Raw genomic sequence first — 17,733 nt, forward strand, 5'->3', positions numbered from 1 at the left:
TGACTTTACCGCATCTGGCGAATCTCTAGAATGCCGACCTCAGAAAGCAACACTTCACACGAGGATTGACCCATGACCGCTTACTACTACCTGGCCATCGCCATCTGCGCCGAAGTGATCGCGACTGTTTCGATGAAAGCGGTCAAAGGTTTCAGCACGCCACTGCCGCTGCTGCTGGTCATCGTCGGTTACGGCATTGCTTTCTGGATGTTGACCCTGGTGGTGCGCAGCGTCCCGGTGGGCGTGGCGTACGCGGTGTGGGCCGGCATGGGGATCGTGATGGTCAGCGTCGCGGCGCTGTTTATCTACGGGCAGAAGCTGGATGTGCCGGCAATGCTGGGGATGGCGCTGATTGTGTTGGGCGTTGTGGTTATTCAGCTGTTCTCGAAGACCGCGGGGCATTGAAGAAAAGATCGCAGCCTGCGGCAGCTCCGACGCAAGTAAATCGTGTTGCACGGCTGTCTGTAGCAGCTGCCGAAGGCTGCGTTCGGCTGCGAAGCAGTCGTAAAACCTGACAACAGCGTTCCTGAGACAGATCGAAGGCGAGGACTTCGTCCTCGAACGCAGCCTTCGGCAGCTGCTACAAGGATTGCGTCCGGCATGAATCTGTATACTGCGCCCTCGTCTTGAACACTGAGGTCGCTGCATGCCATCTGTTATTTCCACCGACGTTCTGATTGTCGGCGCTGGTGTCGCCGGCCTCTGGCTGAATGCGCGCCTGCGCCGCCAGGGTTTTTCGACCGTGCTGGTGGAAAGCGCCAGCCTCGGCGGCGGGCAGAGTCTGAAGTCCCAGGGCATCATCCACGGCGGCGCCAAGTACGCGCTGCACGGTGCCCTGACCGGCGCGTCGGAAGCCATTGCCGACATGCCGCGTCGCTGGCGTGAAGCGCTGGCCGGCGACGGCGAACTGGACCTGTCGGGTGTACGCGTGTTGTCCGATGCTCACTATCTCTGGTCCCCCGGTACACTCGCCGGCAATCTCACCAGTTTTTTCGCCAGCAAAGCCGTGCGCGGGCGGGTCGATCAGGTCAAGGGCGAGCAACTGCCACCAGCCCTGCAAGACAAGCGTTTCAAGGGCAAGGTATATCGCTTGGCGGAATTGGTGGTCGACGTACCTAGCGTGATCCAGCGTCTGGCCGATCTGGCGGGCGACGGTCTGCTGGCCGGTCAGCACATCGAACCGTTGCTGGAAAACGGCGAACTGGTCGGCTTGAAAGTCGACGAACGCGAAATCCGCGCCCAGCGCATCGTCCTCAGCGCCGGTGCCGGCACCGCCGACCTGCTCACGGCGCTCGGCCTGAGTCAACCAGCCATGCAGCGCCGTCCCGTGCACATGATCATGGTCAAAGGCCCGGGCCTCAAACCGCTGTACGCCCATTGTCTGGGTGGCGGGCCGAAGCCGCGCCTCACCGTGACCACCCACCCCGCCGCCGATGGCCAATGGGTCTGGTACCTGGGGGGCGACATCGCCGAAGCCGAAGGCGTGGCCCGCGAGCCGGCGGCGCAGATCGCCATCGCGCAAAAAGAACTCGGCAACCTGCTGCCGTGGATCGACCTGAGCACGGCGCAGTGGGCGACGTTGCGGGTCGACCGCGCCGAGCCACTGCAATCGGGCCTTACCCGCCCGGACAACGCCTTCCTCGCCGAACAAGATCGTCTGCTGGTGGGTTGGCCGACCAAACTGGCCCTGGCGCCGGACTTCGCTGACCGCGTCCTCGCCTCACTGCAACGCGACGGTATCCAGCCGAGCCATCCGGCGCCGCTACCGGAACTGCCGAAACCGCCGATGGGCGTGCCTGCCTGGGAGCAACTACTGCCATGAGCCAACCCACCCTGCACGATCTGCATCGCCCTCTGGGCAGCACCGGCCTGCTGGTTTCACCTCTGGGCCTGGGCACGGTGAAACTTGGCCGCGATCAAGGGGTGAAGTACCCCAACGGCTTCCAGATCCCCGGCGATGACGAAGCGCGCATGCTGCTCAAGCTCGCGCGCGACCTGGGCATCAACCTGATCGACACCGCGCCGGCCTATGGCCGCAGCGAAGAACGTCTTGGCCCGTTGCTGCGTGGTCAGCGTCAGGATTGGGTGATCGTCAGCAAGGTCGGCGAAGAGTTTGCCGACGGCCAGTCGCATCACGATTTCAGCGCCGCCCATACTCGCCTGTCGGTGGAACGCAGCCTGCAACGCCTGGAAACGGATGTTATCGATCTGGTCTTGGTGCATTCCGACGGCAACGATCTGGCAATCCTCAATGACAGCGAGGTCTACGCGACCCTCGCCGAGCTCAAGCGCGAAGGCAAGATTCGCGGTTTCGGCTTTTCCGGCAAAACCGTCGAAGGTGGCTTGAAGGCTCTGGAACAAGGTGATTGCGCGATGGTCACCTACAATCTGAACGAACAGAACGAGAAACCGGTCATTGACTATGCTGCTGCTCACGGCAAAGCGATCCTGGTCAAAAAAGCCTTGGCCAGCGGCCACGTCTGCCTGAGCCCGGGCGTGGACCCGGTGCGCGCCAGCTTCGAGTTGTTGTTTGAACACCCGGGTGTGGCCAGTGCTATTGTCGGGACCATCAATCCGCTGCACCTCGCCCACAACGTCGCGACCGTTGCCCAGGTCCTTCGTAGCCATTGATGCCGCCCACGCGGCCTTAAGCAGGAGCCGACATGCCGCGTACGCTGATAAGAAAGAATCCGAGCAACTTCAAGACCCTGCCGTTATTCGTCGAAGCGACGCCCGAAGGCCTGAGTTACCAGAGCGTCGGAATGCCGTTGAATTTCTCCCAGACTCTGCAACGCCGTCGCCCGGTGACGGTGGCCGACAGCGAGCGGTTTGCCCTGGAGCTGGCGAATCTTGGGGTTTCGGTACGCCTGACCCTGCATTGGCAGAATCGCGATTACTGGGTATTGGTGCGTCAGCGTCGGCAGGACCGCGGCGATGTGGTGCTCAAGCTGATCTCCGGTTATGTGCCGGCCCATGAATTGAACTTGCCGCTGCACACAGCGACCCAGGAAATTGCCGAAGAGTGCTTGCTGGAAACCCCGGAAGGCTGGCTCAGCGGGCGTTTCAATGACACCTGGCTGCCAGCGCCCTACTCGGCCGCCTTGCATTACCGTGAAGCCCTGCCGTTTCGCCTGACGCCGCTGTCCGGCTCGGCGCGGCCGGTGCGCTGCGCCCATATGCCGCTGATCGAACGTCCACAGGCCTACGTGCATTTGCCGACCGCGTCGCTGCAATTGATCTACGACTTGCGCCTGGATGTGCCCAAGGAAGCCAAGTCCCTGAGCCTGTTCCATGTCGACGAGCGGCTGGAGGGCGATCAACTGGTGGCCCGGCTCGATCGCAAACATCCCGATTTGTATCTCATGCCATTGCAGGACGGCCAGCCGCTGGCTGAGCTGTATACCTTGAAAAAGGATCAGCTGTACCCGGCGAGCACCCGCGGGTTGTACCTGGCGGAGAGTTTTGCCCGGCAGGAAGGCTGGCTGGTGAAGGATGAGCGGATTCGTTGGAAAGACTGGGTGCGGCAACAGGGTTTGAGCCCGCCGGGGAAGGATTCCGGTTTAGCCCGCTTGCACGGAAAGGCAAAACAACTGCTGAAAAGAATCGTGCCGCGCAAGAAAGTCAGCTCTTAAGCAAAAAGATCCATTGAAGCAAAAGATCGCAGCCTTCGGCAGCTCCTACGGGGTTATATATCCACCCATGTAGGAGCTGCCGAAGGCTGCGATCTTTTTCATGATCCTTCCCTCAGAGTGGGAAGGATCATGTTCGGTCAGTGATTGCGGATCTTCTCGACAATCGCCGTGGTCGAGCTGTTTTCTACCAGCCCCAGCACTTTCACAGTCCCGCCATAAGCAGTGACGATGTCTGCGCCGACCACTTGGTCGATCCCGTAATCGCCGCCCTTGACCAACACATCCGGCTTGACCTCGCGCAACAGGTTTTCCGGGGTGCCTTCAGCGAAGCTGATCACCCAATCCACCGCGCCAAGACCGGCCAGTACGGCCATGCGACGGTCGACACTGTTGATCGGCCGACCCGGTCCTTTCAAGCGGCTCACCGACGCATCATCGTTGACCGCCACGATCAGACGATCGCCCTGGGCCCGTGCCTGCTCGAGGTAGGTCACATGCCCGGCATGCAGAATGTCGAAGCAGCCGTTGGTGAATACAATCTTCTCGTTGTGCGCACGTGCGTCGTCGACCGCCAGCAACAGCTGCTCCAGCCCCAACACACCACGCTCGGAACCTTCTTCACGCTGGATCGCGCGACGCAGTTCTGGCGCGCTGATGGCCGCCGTACCGAGCTTGCCGACCACGATGCCCGCCGCCAGGTTGGCCAGGGCCACCGCGTGGGGCAGTTCTTCGCCAGCAGCGATCGCTGCCGCCAGAGTGGAAATCACTGTGTCACCGGCGCCGGTCACATCGAACACTTCACGGGCACGGGCCGGCAGGTGCAGCGCCGGATGATCCGGTCGCAGCAAGGTCATGCCGTGCTCGCCACGGGTCACCAGCAAGGCGCCGAGATCCAGGTCGTGCATCAGCTGTGCGCCCTTGCTCACCAGCTCGTGCTCATCGGCGCAACCGCCGACGATGGTTTCAAACTCGCTGAGGTTGGGGGTGATCAGGCTCGCGCCACGGTAGATCGAGAAATCCTTGCCCTTGGGATCGGCCAGCACCGGAATGCCACGGGCACGGGCGGCCTGGATCAGCACCTGATGGTTTTTCAGCGCGCCTTTGCCATAGTCCGACAGTACCAGCACCTTGATGCCTTCGAGCAGTTCGTCGACTTGCTCGCCCAACGCCAGGGCGTCGGTGGAAAACGGTTCTTCGAAGTCGATACGCAGCAATTGCTGGTGACGGCTCATGACCCGCAGCTTGACGATGGTCGGCTGATGCGCGATGCGCTGGAACAACGCCCGCACGCCGGCACCCTTGAGGCTATTGACCAGGCTGTCGGCAGCTTCGTCATCGCCGGTCACTCCGACCAGCGAAGCCGGCGCACCGAGCGCGGCAATGTTCAGGGCAACGTTGGCGGCACCGCCCGGGCGGTCCTCGATTTGCTCGACCTTGACTACCGGTACCGGCGCCTCAGGGGAAATCCGTGAGGTACCACCATGCCAGTAACGGTCGAGCATGACATCGCCGACCACCAAGACAGGGGCTTGATCGAATCGCGGCATGGACAACTTCATGGAGCAACCCACATACAAAATGAACAGGGGCGCGATATTAGCACAGGGTTGGCGATGGCTTGCGTGACGGCTGCAACAGGATGAATCGGCGGAGGTCCCTGCTCATTTATTGAGCAGAAATACGGATAGCCGACGGCAAGCGTCCGCGCGTTGCTGATCCAGGGGTGTGATCTCGCACTCCGCGGTCAGCGGTGCCTTGGATACAAACACCAGACGCGTTGCACGCTGGTGAACGCGAGGGTGAGCCGGGCTCACCCCCGCAACGGTCAGGCGATATCTTCAGCCGGGGCATCGAGGCCCATGGCGTTCAGGCGGGCGTAGTAACCGTTCTGCGCCAGAAGCTCGTCATGGGTGCCGCGTTCCACAATACGGCCCTGGTCCATGACCAGAATCAGGTCAGCTTTCTCGATGGTCGACAGACGGTGAGCGATGACCAGAGTGGTCCGGCCTTTCATGACCTGATCCAGCGCGGCCTGAATATGCCGCTCGGACTCGGTATCGAGGGCCGAAGTGGCTTCGTCGAGAATCAGCAACGGCGCATTTTTCAGCAGAGCCCGGGCAATCGCCAGACGCTGGCGCTGGCCGCCGGACAGCAACACGCCGTTCTCGCCGACCGGAGTGTCCAGGCCTTCGGGCAACTGCGCGATGAAGTCCATCGCGTAAGCATCCCTTGCCGCTTTTTCGATGTCTTCACGGGGAGCGCCGGCCAGATCGCCATACGCAATATTGTTGGCCACGGTGTCGCTGAACAGCGTCACATGCTGGGTCACCTGAGCAATATGCTTGCGCAGATTCAGCAGTTTGTACTGCTCCACCTCAACGCCATCGATCAGGATTTCGCCCTTGTCGTGGTGATAGAAGCGCGGAATCAGGTTGGCCAGGGTCGACTTGCCGCTGCCCGAACGCCCCACCAACGCCACCATTTGCCCTGGTTCGACCGTGAAACTGATGTCATCGAGTACCTGGCGCTCGGTGCCCGGGTAGGTGAAGCTCAGGTGGCACACATCCAGACGACCGCTGACGGCCTCACGCTCAACGGTGCCTTTATCGAGTTCGGGCTCGACGTCCAGTTGCTCGAAGATACTCTCGGCGCCAGCAACACCTTTCTGGATGGTCGAGCTGACTTCGGACAACTGGCGGATCGGCTTGGGTAACAGGCCCGCCAAGGTGATGTAGGCCACCATGTCACCGGCGGATGCATCACCGCGCAGGTAGAGCACCAGGAACATCAGCACCGCCATGGCGCTGTAAATCACCAGTTGCAACAGCGGCGTATAGATGGCGCCCGTACGGGTCATCCGCAGTTGCTTGTCGGTGTTGCCCTGACTGGCATTGTAGAAGCGCTTCTGTTCGTAGACTTCGCCGCCGAAGCTGCGCACCACGCGATAGCCCTGGATGGTTTCCGACGCCACGTGGGTTACATCGCCCATGGCGGCCTGGATCTTTTTGCTCTGTTTGCGGAATTTCTTGCTGGCGGTGCGCACCATCAAGGCGATCAACGGCAGGATCGCAACCATGACCAGCGTCAGACGCCAGTTCATGAACAGCAGCGAGGCGAACAGGAAAATCACCGTCATGCCTTCACGGATTACGACCTTGATCGCATCCGTGGCCGCCCCCGTGACCATGGTGACGTTGAAGGTGATGCGCGAAATCAGATGACCCGAGTTATGCTTGTCGAAGTAACGGTTGGGCAAGACCAGCAGATTGTTGAACAACTGCACGCGCAAGTCATGAACCAGCCCGAGAGAAACCTTGGCCAGAAAGTAGTTGCCCAGATAAGATCCCAGACCCTGCCACGCAGCGATCAGGATGATCAGCAAAGGCACCGCCTGCAGCAGTTGCAGGTCCCGCAGGTACGGTACGCTTGGAAACAGCACTGCTTGGGGGTTGGACAGGCCATCGACAAAGTACTTGAGGATGTAGCCGAGCATTGGCTGAGTCGAAGCGAAAATCAGAAAACCGACAATGCTGATCAGGAAGAGACTGATGTACGGCCGGACATAGCCGAGCAGGCGGAAGTAGATTTTCAAGCTCGATGGGCTTGCAGCGGGACTGGAGTCGGTCATATCACGCGAATGTCGATAAAAAGGACGCTGACTTTAGCACAGCTTCTTCAGGGTTCTGGCAATCGCATAAAGGCTGTTATTGTTAAGCGTCGCATTAAGCATCAAATAGCCATCACACCGAAATGGCCGATCAACTTCAGGATTGAATCTCTCAGCATGCAACTCAGCGGTTTCAACAGCACGTCCAATCGAATCTTCGATTTCATTTGCCTCTGGATTCTTCCACTCGGCTATTTCCTGCTTCTGTGTGCGCTGTTCTTTCTGCCGGGCCGCAGCCTGCATCACAAGCTTTTTTATGGTTTGTTCAGCATTCCAGCGCTGATCGCGCTGTGCTTGCGCCCCCGCGAATTCAAGGAACTGCTCCGCGAACCGATCTTCGTCGCGATACTGCTATTCGCCGCCTGGGCCATGCTCAGCCTGAGCTGGGGGCCACCGATAGAGCATGGCGTCATACGTCAGATCAAGCCCTCCTTGCATACCCTGATGCTAGTCGCCGGCTGCTACCTGCTGGTGCGCTACCGCACCGAGATCGTCCAGCCGCTTCTGTTCAGCGCCGCAATGATCGGGCTGATCGCTTCGGTCTACAATTTGTTCATGTTTGCCCGCATCTACGAGCCGGGCATGCGCCTGATCGGGGGTGGCGCATTCGACAATCCGCTCCTCAGCTCCCATGTATTCGGTTTCTTTTGTACCTATTGGCTATGCCTGAGCATGACCTGCAAGCGTCGCCAGATACTCTGGCTGAGCATTCCGGCGATGGTGATCATGTTCGCCTCTGTGATCGCCACCGGGTCAAGAACGCCGTTGGTTGCGTTGACACTGGCCGCCCTTTGGCTGAGTTTCATTTGCTGGAACCGTCGTTCGTTCGTATTGCTGGGGGCCCTGCTTATCAGCACCGCGGCGGTTGCCGTGCTGTTTTCACAGATGATCATCCTGCGCGGCGACTCCTATCGCTTCGAAATCTGGCAGATGGTCCTGCAAAAAATTGCCGATCACCCGTGGATAGGTCATGGCTACAACGCCAGCCTGATCCTCGACCCGGGTATTGGTTACACCTTGGGGGAGCCTCATAGCTTCGCCTTGGGTGTGCTTTTCTACGTCGGTATCTTCGGCCTGCTGCCATGGTTGTTTTTCCAGGCTTGGGGGTTGCTGAGCAGCTGGCGCAATCGTCTGCAACCGCTGTTCATCATCGCCTCGACCTGGCTGGTATTCGGCATCGGGGCAGGCCTGACCGAAGGCGGCGGGATCATCTCTCGGCCCAAGGAGCACTGGTTCCTGCTGTGGATTCCGCTGGCACTGATCGCCGCGCTGAGCATCAACCAGCGAGCCCGGCGCCTGTTGGCGATGCCGGTCAAGACGTTGACCTCGACAGCCCTGCAACAGCTGACTGCCAGCGCTCAGGTGATCGAGGAAGATGGCCTGGGCCCCAAAGTCCTGCGCCTGACCGATGGCAGCTTCCTCAAGCTGTTCCGCCGCCGCCGCTGGTACACCTCGGGCAGCTTCAACCCCTATTCCGAACGTTTTGCCGCCAACAGCGAGCAACTGCGTAACAAAGGGATCCCGACCCCACAAATTCTGGATCTGTACCGACTCAATGACGGCAGCAGTGCCGTGCACTATTCGCCACTGCCGGGCAACACCTTGCGTCAGGTGCTTCAAGGCATTACCGCGCCGGCGGTGCGTCAGGCACTGGTTGAGCGTTTCGGCAAATTCATGGCTCAGTTGCACGAGCAAGGTGTCTACTTTCGCTCCCTGCACCTGGGGAATGTACTGGTACTGAACGACGGAGAATTCGGCTTGATCGATCTGGCGGACATGCGCATCTATCCGTCATCACTGAGCCTGTCCCTGCGTCAGCGCAATCTGCGCCATATGCAGCGTTACACCGAGGATCGGCGCTGGCTGTTCGAGGATCATTTTGACGCGCTGCTTCAGGGATATGCAGTGACGGCGTCGAAAGCCGCCGTTGACAATCTGCACAGGCAAGTGCAGGCCGGAGGGCACCCGGCACGAATTCATTGATGTCCGAGACCAATCCGTTCGCGCGGGAGGCCCGGACCGATAGGCCGACAAGAGGCTGACCGAGAGGATCGCTCGCTAAAGCTTGATAATGCACTTGATGCAGCAGCGGTTCGCCAGCTGCTGCATCGAACGCGTCAAGGCTGAATCAGTCTTTTTCCAGCGACGAGAAATACAGCCGCCCCAGACCGCGCCAGGTCTTCTTGTTCCAGGCCTTGAACGGGATCTGCGCCAGCAGTTCCCGCGCCAGTTTGCGATCGCGATTGGCGGTTTTCAGGAACATCGAGCTGAGGAACTTGTAGCGCACCTCGTCGTACAGCGGATGATCGCTGAACAGCGCGTAGGAGCGCAGGATGTTATCAATCATGAAGCGATGATTCTTGTAGGAGTTGGTGGCGTGCTTGCGATAGCGCGCCATCAGCACATTCAGGCCATCGATGAAGTAGCCGGCGCGGGTCACCTTCAACTCGATCAACAAGTCCTCCAGCCGAATGTTCGGGTCGAAGCCACCCACCTTGTCCAGCGCTTCACGGCGGATCATCAGGGTAGGTGCCGGCGGATAAGGCTTGCGCTCCAGGAACATGTCATCGAAATCCAGGCGACGGAATGGCACATCGCGGTTCTGACGTTTCTCCGGGTACAGATTGCCGTCGGCGTCGATCAACTCGATGTTGCCGGCGCAAATCCCGACCTCGGGCTTGCCGTCCATGTACGCTACCTGGGTGGCGATACGCTCCGGCAGCATGACGTCGTCGGAACCGAATGGCACGATCAGGCTGCCCTTCGAACGAGCGATGGCGCCGTTGAGGGTATTGGTCAGCCCCTGGTTTTGTTGAACCCGGAAATCGAAACCGTGCTGCGCCTGCAAGGCGTTGATCCGCTCGACGCTGTCATCGCTGGAGCCATCATCGACGACCAGCAACTCGATATTTTTATAGGTCTGGTTGAGGACGCTGAGAATGCTTTCCTCGATATAGCGGCCGTGGTTGTACGACGCAATGATGATCGTGACGAGGGGTTGCGCGTCGCTCATGATTGTTCCTTATGGGCTTGATTCAAGCCGGATTCGATCAGGTTCAGGTATTGCTGCCGGAACACTTCGATATCGTGTTGTTCCTGGAGATAACGGTAGGCTTGTTCGCCCTTTGCCTTGAGCTCGTCATCCGACATTCCAAGGTAGTTATCCAGCGCTGCAACCAGCGTCGGCACGTCTGCGGGGGTAATCGTCAGACCACCTGCGCCCTGAATCAGCGGTAACATGGCCGGCACGTTCGAGGCGATCACCGGCAGGTGTCCGCTCATGCCTTCCAGCAACGCCAATCCCAAGCCTTCAGCCAGGGATGGCATGGTCCAGATGTCGAACGCTCGAACATACTGCAAAGCGTTTTCCTTGAACCCCAGCAAATGCGCGCGACCGGTCAGGCCCAGGCGTTCAATTTCGCCAGCCAGGCGCGACTCTTCACGCCCTGCGCCGATGATTGCCAGTTGAGTATTGGGGTATTTGTCCTTGAGGGCGGCAAAGGCCTGCAGCAGATAGGTGTGCCCCTTGACTGGCACTAGCCGGCCCAATGCACCGATCAAGCGCACCGACGGGTCAATGCCCAGTAGCTCGCGAGCCTGTTCGCGGCTGTGCTGCAAACCCTCTGCCTGTTCAATGTCGATGGCGTTAGTGATCGCGTAGGTATTCTGGTCGGTGAAGCCGCAGTCACAATCAAGCAGGTACTGTTTGACCGCCGGCGACACACCGACGAAACGCCAATGGCGATCGACCAGGCGCTGGGTCTGGCGACGCCGGTAAAACCGGTCATACTCGCCAAATCCATGGGAGATGCCGATGCATAGCGGTACTTTCAACCAACGGTTGAGCGCCAGCATCATGTTTACCGGTTTGAAGCGGTTGCAAATCACCACATCGAATTTTTCTGCACGGCAGAATTTGTACACCTGCCACATCGCTCGCAGGCGCATGCCCTTGAGGGACTTGTCGGAAAACTCGAAATACACCGAACGGTCGGCGCGGCTCACCGCTTCGCCGGGCCCCGGCTTGCCACGCAAAAACGCCGCGGTCACTTCATAGCGATCGCTTGGTAGAGCCTTGACGATCTGCTCCGCAAGGTCGGCAAAATCGTGGGCTTTGACGTTGTAGTCAGGCTGCAACTGCAGAACCTTTGACCGTTGACTCATAACTCTCCCCGGTGAAAACCAGTCGCATCGATGACCCAGGCCGGTTCAGCGGCGATGCGCCTGACCTCGGCCGGATCGGGTGGAGGCAACCGTGACCATTCGTTGCGTTTCCAGCAGACGAAGTGGAAATACGGAAACCGGCGATCGCCATCGCGATCGTTACTCAAGCAGCCATTGCGCCAATACCAGTGATGCGGAAAGTCATCCGTGCCGTCATGCCACTTGATGCAACCACCGGGTGTGCTGAACGCCTCGGTGAACTCGCTGCGGCGACGCCAAGGATTGAACTTGCCTACCAGAGAGAACAAAGGCTCCGGGAAATTCTTGCGCCAGAGGAAGATTCGACTGAATGCCCCCTCGTCCAGCGCGTGATGTGCCTGGTCGGTGAAGCGTGTTTGCCAGTCCTTGATCTGCATGAACAACTCACGCTTGCGCGCGGTGTTGCGCATCAGGCAGAGATGTCCCGCCACCCGCCGCTCATGGGTGGAGAACAGGTCATAACTGGCCAGCCGGGTCGACGTGAAATAACTTCGCAGGTCACCATATACCAGGTCAATATCGCCGAATGCCCAGAAATCATAGCCCTGCAGCCGGTCGACATGGATATGCCCCAGCGCCGGCTTGATGTCGCAGAGTTTGTACGCGGCATCAGGCGCAAAGTCGATATTCAGCCGCCGCGACACCAGCGCGCAGTACTCATTGAAGCTCATGGCCTCGACCGTTACGTTGGGCGGCAAGGTTTCGGGCATACCGCAGTCACTGAACAGCAACCAATCGATATCGGAGTTGCGCCGGCAACTCTCGAGGAAAAATGGCATCCAGAACGGCCAATGACCGAAATATGGGATGAGGAAAAGAATACGCGGGCGTGGATTGATCACAGAAATACTCATTGCAGCTTAAATGCGCAGCCATGCCAGGCCGCGTGACACTTCATTTCTGCCGTGCAGATGTTTCATCATGCTTCAAAACCCAGAACAACTCATGGCGTCTGACCGCCTTGCGAAAGAAATCGTTCTCCCCGTAGACGGACGGCACTCTACTAGCCAAGAACCACTGCAACAACCGCCGCAGGCGCCGTTTGAATGGAAGCTGTGGTTGCAAGTCATGCATCATACCCAACGCCATCGCTTTATCGCGCTGACGCTCCAAAGAGAGTGGCAGGCAGCATGGCTGCATCGGCGCTACCGAATCGAACGCTGGTGGCAGAGCGATGCCATGCCCCGCGTCACCCATCGGCCAACGATCATTGTCGTGCAGGTGATTGGCATAGCCCAGAACGGTGGTCGGCTGCCATTCCAACCCTTTCAACGCTTCAAGAACCGCTTGCTGGGCACAGATGTGATCAGGGTGCGGATCAAGGGTCGGGTGTGGCAGTACAATCACTTCCGGACGGGCTCGCAGCAGCAGTTCACGCAGATCGGCCAGCAAATTATTCCAGCTCGGCACACCGTCGATATCACCCGGCAGGACAAATGGATTCAATTGACGGAACAAGCGGGTGTCGCTCAAATCCGCTTCCCGCGAACCGACCGGAGTACCCGGCGCGGCCTGCATCGCTGCCAATTGCAGACAAAAATACCCCAACTGCACGCAATGTGCCTCGGGCACCCCGGCCCAGCGCGGCACAGCGATGCTGTCCCAGGCACGTAAACGCCCCTTGAGGCGAGCCGCTTCGATCTGGTTCAGGCCCAATTGTTGATAATGTTCGGCTTCGATCTCGCCGGCCGTCAGGGTGACGATCCAGGTTTCGTCGGCTTGGCTGTACAAACCGTAGGCGGCCAATTCAGCATCGTCGGCGTGAGGCGCGATCACCATCACCCGCTGACGGCGGTAGTCTGGATGCTCGAACGTCCAGAGCACAGGCTCGCCGAGCAATCGGCAAAAACGCCCACGCAAACGCAACTTACCTTGCGACAGCACCTGCGCCTGACCCGTGAGGTTCAGGTAACGCAGGCCATTTACACCGCGCTCGAAGGTTTGCCGGTCGGGATTATCGCCACCCGACAACTCGATCAGCGGATCGATAAAGCGCCCCAGCCACGTGCTTTTCACTCGTAAAGCCAGCACCAGCGTAGCGTCATCGACAAGGATGACACCCTCGTCCAGTCGCAGCCGCTCACCGTCGAGATGAACTTTTGGCTGCTGTGTATACGGCGGGAAGCTGTATTGATAATCGTCTTTGGGCGAATAAAACAGATGATCGGCAAACCACGCCTCATGGGCAATCCAACCCAGCACCGCAAGCACCAGCGGCAGCCACCAGGCGACCAGCACGCCAATAGCGATCAACAGTATCAGCGCGATCAACAAGCCAATGCGTTTGTTGCGCCGATGGCGCTTGAGCAGTTGCTGTTTGCGACTCATGGGTTGGCTCATACAGTGAAGACCGGCACAGAGTTGCACCAACGATCCTTGTACTCACGGTCGGTCCGACCAAAGGAAAACCGCAGGGGTTTATTCAGCGCGCGTGCATGTTCCCAGGCGCTTTGGGTGTTGAGAAAACTCAGCACGCTACCGGGGCTGAGTTCGCGGGTTTCAGGATCGACACCGCCGTTGACATACTCGACGCTGATCCACTCCGGCGCCTCGACGCGGTACACCAACTGAATTGCAATCGGTGCGTCGTTGAGGAAAATCACCGAGCCGATGAGCAACTCGCGCAACAGCTCGATCACCTCGCCCATGCGCTCGGCACCGGTGGCCGGGAAACCCCAGCGACGCTGGAACAAGTCGCAATAGATCGCCGCCAGCTCGCTGCTGGAGAACTCGGTAACCGGCCGCGCCACACCGCCCGCCTCTTCCAGCAAGCGCAATTCGCGGCGCTGGTTGTAGCGAAACTTCTTCGACAGCTCTTCAGGCGTTCGCGCCATAGCCAGTTGTTCGACCTGCAGCTTCATGCCGGTGAAACGGCCTTCATTCAAGGCCGACAAGTAACGGCCGCGATGGCGCAACGGTGCCTGGGCATGCGCGGCGGCCGGCAGGATCAACTCGGCATTGCCGAGGTCGAACAGACCCTTTTTACCACTGCGCTTGAGCACGTCCTTGGACAGCGCCAGGTCGCGACCCCAGGTCGGGATGGCGGCTTTCACTTCGCCGTTCTGTTCCCAGGCCAGATAGCGCACCGGAATGTCCGCCAACTGTGCCAGACGCTCGACCACTAAAGGATGAGTCGCGACGCTGCCGCCAAAACGTTGCCAGGCCTGTGCATAAGTCGATGCGTCGACCTGCGCCCAGCCACGTTCGCGCCAGCCTTGAAATCGGTTGAGCATCAGCCCCTCGGTGCCAGTTCGGTGACGTGCGGCAAATGCCAGAAGGCATCGCGTACCGCGCGATCGGAGAAGCGCTCACGCAAGCGGTCGAACATCAGCTCGGCACACTGGCGACGTTGCTGCTCGTCCATCGCGGCCAGATGTTGCAGCCCTTGAGCCAGATGCTCGGCATCGCCCAACGGAAACAGAATGCCCACGCCTTCGACCACTTCCCTGGCCCCGCCGCACGCGGTCGCGAGCAATGGCACACCGGCGGCCATGGCCTCCAGCAATACCATGCCGAACGGTTCGTGATCGGAACTGAGGGCAAACACATCGAAAGCGCGGAAGTAACGACGCGCCTCGGGCACCTGGCCGAGGAACAGCACACGATCGCCAATACCCAATTCGCGCGCCAGGGCCTTTAGGTCCTGTTCCAGCCGACCGCTGCCAAGGATCACCAACTGACTGTTGGCCGGCAACCCCGGCAACGCCGCGGCAAAACCATGTAGCAGCGTGGCCTGATCCTTGTCCGGATGCAGGCGCCCGACGTTGCCGACAATCCAGGCATCCATTGACAGACCGAGGGTTTCCCGGGCCTCGCGAACCGATACCTGACTGGTTTGCAGCGCCTGCACATCGACACGGTTATAAAGCGTCTGAATCCGCTCGACCGGCCATTTCGGCAAACAACGGCGCATGTCGTCACGCACCGCATCGGAGACCCCAAGCAGACTCAGGCGCTTGCGAAAAACATGCGCGAACAGTTTGCGGGTGCCGCGCTGGTAATCGCCAAATGCGTGATGCACGCCAATGACCGGCAACGAAGTGCCAAGCAAGGCGATGTAGATCGGTTTGAAGCGGTGAGCAATGCAGAAACTGAAATTGCGCGAGGCGGCGATCTTGCGCAGATCGCCGATGGCGCCCAGCTTCAGGCCACGAATGGCCTTGGAGCTGTATTCCATGAACAGCACTTCATCGGACGCGCAGTTTGCGGCGACTTGGCTATCTGCAACCCCGGTCAGAAACACCGTGGTCACTCGATAACCGGTCCCCGCGAACAGACTGGCGTATTGCCGGGCGCAGTCCAGAAACGGCCCGTCATAGCCGTGACAGAACTGCAGCACATGGCGTTCAGCCGAGCGTGTCATAAGCGTCCGCACCTTCTTTGACCACCAGAATGTCTTCCATGATCAGGTACTGCAGGTCGGAACCGAAGAACATGTTCAAGGCGTCGGTCGGCGAGCAAATCATCGGCTCGCCACGACGGTTGAGCGAGGTGTTCAGCGACACGCCATTACCGGTCAGCACTTCCAGCGCCTTCATCATGTCGTAGTAGCGCGGGTTGTATTCGCGCTTGAGCACCTGGGCCCGGGACGTGCCGTCTTCGTGGACGACTTCCGGCACGCGGGTCTTCCACTCTTCAGCCACTTCGAAGGTGAAGGTCATGAATGGCGCCGGGTGATCGATCTTGATCATCTGCGGCGCAACGGTGTCGAGCATCGACGGGCAGAAAGGCCTCCAGCGCTCGCGGAACTTGATCTGGTGGTTGATCCGGTCAGCCACGCCGGTCGCGCTCGGGCAACCGATGATCGAACGACCGCCCAAGGCGCGCGGGCCGAACTCCATGCGGCCCTGGAACCAGGCCACCGGGTTGCCGTCGACCATGATCTTGGCGATGCTTTGCGGCATGTTCTCAAGCTTGCGCCACGCCGGTTTGCTCGGGTGACGGGCACAGGCCGCGAGCACGTCTTCGTTGCTGTAGGACGGGCCGAGGTAGACGTGTTCCATCTTCTCGACCGGTACGCCACGGGCGTGGGACACGTATGCCGCAGCGCCAACTGCGGTACCGGCGTCGCCGGACGCAGGCTGAACGAACAGTTCTTTGATATCGTCGCGGGCAATGATTTTCTGGTTCAACTTGACGTTCAACGCACAGCCACCGGCGAAGGCCAGTTTGCCGGTTTCCTTGAGCACATCGCCCAGGTAGTGGTCGATCATCTGCAACGCCAGTTTCTCGAACAGCGCTTGCATGCTTGCGGCGTAGTGGATGTACGGCTCGTCGGCGATGTCGCCTTCGCGCTTGGGCCCTAGCCACTCGATCAGCTTCGGCGAGAAGTAGAAACCTTTGCCCTTCTCTTTATAACGACGCAGGCCGATGACGTTGGCGTAGTCGGTGTTGATCACCAACTCGCCGTTTTCGAACGAGGCCAGACGCGAGAAATCGTATTTGCTGGCGTCGCCGTACGGCGCCATGCCCATGACCTTGAACTCACCGTCGAGCATCTCGAAACCGAGGAATTCAGTGATCGCGCCGTACAGGCCGCCGAGGGAGTCCGGATCGAAGAATTCCTTGATCTTGTGGATCTTGCCATTTTCGCCGTAACCGAAGAAGGTCGTGGCGTACTCACCCTTGCCGTCGATCCCGAGGATCGCGGTTTTCTCTTTGAAACCGGAACAGTGATAAGCACTGGAGGCGTGGGCAAGGTGGTGCTCGACCGGTTCGATCTTGATTTTCTTCGGATCGAAACCCAGTTGCTCGAGGCACCAGACAATTTTGTTGCGATAGCGCTTGTAGCGACGGTTGCCCATCAGGATCGCGTCGAGGGCGCGGTCCGGGGCGTACCAGTAACGCTTGGCGTAGTGCCAGCGAGCCTTGCCGAACAGGCTGATTGGCGCAAACGGAATCGCCACCACGTCAACGTCGGAAGGCTTGATGCCCGCCTGCTCGAGGCAGAACTTCGCCGATTCATAAGGCATGCGGTTCTTTGCATGTTTATCGCGCACGAAGCGCTCTTCTTCAGCCGCCGCGACCAGCTTGCCGTCGATATACAGGGCTGCGGAAGGATCATGGCTAAGGGCGCCGGACAGGCCAAGAATCGTCAATGCCACAGGGGTCTAGCCTCTTTAGTCTGCATGCAGGCGCAATGCGCCACAAAAATTAATGTGCCCTCGCAAGGGGCGAGAGACAGCTAAAGGGCGGGATTATAGCAAGGAATGTCAATCACACTGACATTGG

Annotated in this window: 14 protein-coding genes; 5 read left to right on the forward strand and 9 right to left on the reverse strand. The window is 59.5% G+C overall.

Going from position 1 to position 17,733, the window contains the following annotated elements; genetic code table 11:
* Positions 1 to 72: 72 nt before the first annotated feature.
* From NHU87_RS06835 to NHU87_RS06850, 4 genes are all read left to right on the forward strand, one after another.
* The gene (locus NHU87_RS06835) at positions 73 to 405 is read left to right on the forward strand and encodes a DMT family transporter (protein ID WP_008004867.1); all 333 of its coding nucleotides are present in this window, start codon (positions 73 to 75) and stop codon (positions 403 to 405) included.
* 241 nt (positions 406 to 646) lie between these two features.
* Complete coding sequence (locus NHU87_RS06840; protein ID WP_253546820.1) at positions 647 to 1,822, forward strand: NAD(P)/FAD-dependent oxidoreductase; 1,176 nt, start codon at positions 647 to 649, stop codon at positions 1,820 to 1,822.
* Positions 1,819 to 2,631: an aldo/keto reductase gene (locus NHU87_RS06845; RefSeq protein WP_253546822.1), complete on the forward strand. Its 813-nt coding sequence runs from the start codon at positions 1,819 to 1,821 to the stop codon at positions 2,629 to 2,631. Before NHU87_RS06840 ends, NHU87_RS06845 begins: the two co-directional genes overlap by 4 nt.
* 32 nt (positions 2,632 to 2,663) lie before the next feature.
* On the forward strand, positions 2,664 to 3,632 hold the full coding sequence (locus tag NHU87_RS06850) for a metal ABC transporter ATPase (protein WP_253546824.1): 969 nt from the start codon (positions 2,664 to 2,666) through the stop codon (positions 3,630 to 3,632).
* Positions 3,633 to 3,769: 137 nt separating this feature from the next.
* Here NHU87_RS06850 and hldE read toward each other — a convergent pair whose 3' ends face one another.
* The gene (hldE, locus tag NHU87_RS06855; RefSeq protein WP_030130457.1) at positions 3,770 to 5,191 is read right to left on the reverse strand and encodes a bifunctional D-glycero-beta-D-manno-heptose-7-phosphate kinase/D-glycero-beta-D-manno-heptose 1-phosphate adenylyltransferase HldE; all 1,422 of its coding nucleotides are present in this window, start codon (positions 5,189 to 5,191) and stop codon (positions 3,770 to 3,772) included.
* A gap of 266 nt (positions 5,192 to 5,457) precedes the next feature.
* On the reverse strand, positions 5,458 to 7,260 hold the full coding sequence (gene msbA / locus NHU87_RS06860; protein WP_253546826.1) for a lipid A export permease/ATP-binding protein MsbA: 1,803 nt from the start codon (positions 7,258 to 7,260) through the stop codon (positions 5,458 to 5,460).
* 156 nt (positions 7,261 to 7,416) lie between these two features.
* On the opposite strand from msbA, the gene NHU87_RS06865 reads away from it, so the two are divergent.
* Positions 7,417 to 9,282: a bifunctional O-antigen ligase/aminoglycoside phosphotransferase family protein gene (locus tag NHU87_RS06865; RefSeq protein ID WP_253546828.1), complete on the forward strand. Its 1,866-nt coding sequence runs from the start codon at positions 7,417 to 7,419 to the stop codon at positions 9,280 to 9,282.
* Positions 9,283 to 9,427: 145 nt separating this feature from the next.
* Here NHU87_RS06865 and NHU87_RS06870 read toward each other — a convergent pair whose 3' ends face one another.
* From NHU87_RS06870 to NHU87_RS06900, 7 genes are read right to left on the reverse strand one after another with little or no spacing between them, the layout of a single operon-like run.
* The gene (locus tag NHU87_RS06870) at positions 9,428 to 10,312 is read right to left on the reverse strand and encodes a glycosyltransferase (RefSeq protein WP_253546830.1); all 885 of its coding nucleotides are present in this window, start codon (positions 10,310 to 10,312) and stop codon (positions 9,428 to 9,430) included.
* The gene (locus tag NHU87_RS06875; RefSeq protein ID WP_253546832.1) at positions 10,309 to 11,463 is read right to left on the reverse strand and encodes a glycosyltransferase family 4 protein; all 1,155 of its coding nucleotides are present in this window, start codon (positions 11,461 to 11,463) and stop codon (positions 10,309 to 10,311) included. The genes NHU87_RS06870 and NHU87_RS06875 overlap by 4 nt, the downstream gene beginning before the upstream one ends.
* Complete coding sequence (locus NHU87_RS06880) at positions 11,460 to 12,344, reverse strand: DUF6625 family protein (protein ID WP_253546834.1); 885 nt, start codon at positions 12,342 to 12,344, stop codon at positions 11,460 to 11,462. Before NHU87_RS06880 ends, NHU87_RS06875 begins: the two co-directional genes overlap by 4 nt.
* 52 nt (positions 12,345 to 12,396) lie before the next feature.
* Complete coding sequence (locus NHU87_RS06885; RefSeq protein ID WP_253546836.1) at positions 12,397 to 13,830, reverse strand: PIG-L deacetylase family protein; 1,434 nt, start codon at positions 13,828 to 13,830, stop codon at positions 12,397 to 12,399.
* An 8-nt stretch (positions 13,831 to 13,838) separates the two neighbouring features.
* Positions 13,839 to 14,735: an antimicrobial resistance protein Mig-14 gene (locus NHU87_RS06890; protein ID WP_253546838.1), complete on the reverse strand. Its 897-nt coding sequence runs from the start codon at positions 14,733 to 14,735 to the stop codon at positions 13,839 to 13,841.
* Positions 14,735 to 15,865 carry a glycosyltransferase gene (locus NHU87_RS06895; protein WP_253546840.1) on the reverse strand — a complete coding sequence of 377 codons (1,131 nt, stop codon included), beginning with the start codon at positions 15,863 to 15,865 and terminating at the stop codon, positions 14,735 to 14,737. Before NHU87_RS06895 ends, NHU87_RS06890 begins: the two co-directional genes overlap by 1 nt.
* Positions 15,849 to 17,606 (reverse strand): carbamoyltransferase family protein, encoded by a 1,758-nt coding sequence (locus NHU87_RS06900; protein WP_253546842.1) that lies wholly within the window; start codon positions 17,604 to 17,606, stop codon positions 15,849 to 15,851. The genes NHU87_RS06895 and NHU87_RS06900 overlap by 17 nt, the downstream gene beginning before the upstream one ends.
* Positions 17,607 to 17,733: the final 127 nt, after the last annotated feature.

The sequence above is a fragment of the Pseudomonas mandelii genome (assembly GCF_024138395.1).
GTDB classification, from domain to species: Bacteria; Pseudomonadota; Gammaproteobacteria; order Pseudomonadales; family Pseudomonadaceae; genus Aquipseudomonas; species Aquipseudomonas mandelii_E.

Excerpts from the sequence above, each read along its gene's own strand:
- NHU87_RS06835 (WP_008004867.1), top strand. The coding sequence starts at position 73 with ATGACCGCTTACTACTACCTGGCCATCGCCATCTGCGCCGAAGTGATC.
- NHU87_RS06840 (WP_253546820.1), top strand. The coding sequence starts at position 647 with ATGCCATCTGTTATTTCCACCGACGTTCTGATTGTCGGCGCTGGTGTC.
- NHU87_RS06845 (WP_253546822.1), top strand. The coding sequence starts at position 1,819 with ATGAGCCAACCCACCCTGCACGATCTGCATCGCCCTCTGGGCAGCACC.
- NHU87_RS06850 (WP_253546824.1), top strand. The coding sequence starts at position 2,664 with ATGCCGCGTACGCTGATAAGAAAGAATCCGAGCAACTTCAAGACCCTG.
- hldE (WP_030130457.1), bottom strand. The coding sequence starts at position 5,191 with ATGAAGTTGTCCATGCCGCGATTCGATCAAGCCCCTGTCTTGGTGGTC.
- msbA (WP_253546826.1), bottom strand. The coding sequence starts at position 7,260 with ATGACCGACTCCAGTCCCGCTGCAAGCCCATCGAGCTTGAAAATCTAC.
- NHU87_RS06865 (WP_253546828.1), top strand. The coding sequence starts at position 7,417 with ATGCAACTCAGCGGTTTCAACAGCACGTCCAATCGAATCTTCGATTTC.
- NHU87_RS06870 (WP_253546830.1), bottom strand. The coding sequence starts at position 10,312 with ATGAGCGACGCGCAACCCCTCGTCACGATCATCATTGCGTCGTACAAC.
- NHU87_RS06875 (WP_253546832.1), bottom strand. The coding sequence starts at position 11,463 with ATGAGTCAACGGTCAAAGGTTCTGCAGTTGCAGCCTGACTACAACGTC.
- NHU87_RS06885 (WP_253546836.1), bottom strand. The coding sequence starts at position 13,830 with ATGAGTCGCAAACAGCAACTGCTCAAGCGCCATCGGCGCAACAAACGC.
- NHU87_RS06890 (WP_253546838.1), bottom strand. The coding sequence starts at position 14,735 with ATGCTCAACCGATTTCAAGGCTGGCGCGAACGTGGCTGGGCGCAGGTC.
- NHU87_RS06895 (WP_253546840.1), bottom strand. The coding sequence starts at position 15,865 with ATGACACGCTCGGCTGAACGCCATGTGCTGCAGTTCTGTCACGGCTAT.